The organism is Aeromonas sp. HMWF014 (assembly GCF_963878295.1).
GTDB classification, from domain to species: Bacteria; Pseudomonadota; Gammaproteobacteria; order Enterobacterales; family Aeromonadaceae; genus Aeromonas; species Aeromonas popoffii.
Genome location: NZ_CAWNYS010000483.1, coordinates 1 through 1,049 on the forward strand (window position 1 = coordinate 1; position 1,049 = coordinate 1,049).

The window sequence follows — 1,049 nt, forward strand, 5'->3', positions numbered from 1 at the left end:
GCGGTATCGGTCTGTGGGCGCTGATCAGCATCATCTGGATTTCGGGGCGGGACTGGCAGCGCTATCCCCGACCCGCAGCGAACTGGGTGGGTACTGGTATCAGTGTGGGAGCTGGACTCGCGGTCACGGCTGTCTTGATCTTCTGGGGTCATGGCTGGCTGACCGGCATACCCTTGCGCTAAATGATGGGGATGAACCGACTGCGCCACCTGTGCGTATGACGCTCATCTGTTCAAAAGGAGTTGCCCGATGAAATGGTTCACTTTGTTATTACTGCTTGGTGTGGGGGCTGTGTCTGCTGCCTGTCCCGACTACTTCAATGTGGAGATGCGGGAGCTCAACAACACCCAGCGCCACAACCTGTGTCAGCTGACCGAAGGCAAGGTGGTGCTGGTGGTCAACACAGCGTCTTATTGCGGCTATCGCGGGCAGTTTGGGGATCTGGAGACGCTGTACCAGACCTACAAGGATAAAGGACTGATCGTGCTGGGTTTTCCGTCAAACGACTTCTGGCAGGAGTCGGGGGATGAGGACAAAACCGCTGCTGTTTGCCGCCGTGACTACGGGGTGACCTTTCCCATGTTCAACCGGTTGGCGGTGCGCGGTGACGATGCCAGCCCGCTCTACAAGGGGCTGGCCGCGGCTGCGGGCGAGGCGCCGGGCTGGAACTTTCACAAGTACCTGATAGGGCGCGATGGCAAGCTGGTCGCGAGTTATGGTGCGAACCAGAATCCGGCCGACGATCCCCTGCAAAAAGAGGTCAAGCGGGCGCTTGGGCTTTAGGCCTACCCCGCTGCGGGCGGCTCTGGAATAATGGAGGCCCGCTCTCCTATCTGGTAATCCCGTGTTGCAACGTCTGCCCCAAATGGTGATCTTCGATGCCCTGGTCCGTGAACAGGGCATCTCGGCGGCCGCACGGCGGCTCGGCGTCTCCAAATCCCACATCAGCAAGCAGCTGGCCCAGCTTGAGGCCGAACTCGGTGCCCAGCTGGTGCAGCGCACGACTCGCCGCTTCTCCCTGACCGAACTCGGTCAGGAGTATGCCCGTC

The 1,049-nt window shown here is 60.4% G+C and carries 3 protein-coding genes; all 3 read left to right on the plus strand.

The genetic code is table 11. From position 1 onward, the window contains the following. Positions 1-182, plus strand: a 182-nt coding sequence (locus tag AAC083_RS18695; protein ID WP_308811023.1) for an NnrU family protein, incomplete at its 5' end; no start/stop codon positions are given. Positions 183-249: 67 nt separating this feature from the next. Continuing rightward, positions 250-783, plus strand: coding sequence for a glutathione peroxidase (locus AAC083_RS18700; RefSeq protein WP_108537405.1), 534 nt, complete (start codon positions 250-252; stop codon positions 781-783). Between the two features lie 82 nt (positions 784-865). Next, positions 866-1,049, plus strand: a 184-nt coding sequence (locus tag AAC083_RS18705) for a helix-turn-helix domain-containing protein (protein WP_181364817.1), incomplete at its 3' end; no start/stop codon positions are given.

Coding starts and splice junctions, on each gene's coding strand:
- AAC083_RS18700 (WP_108537405.1), top strand. CDS start 250: ATGAAATGGTTCACTTTGTTATTACTGCTTGGTGTGGGGGCTGTGTCT.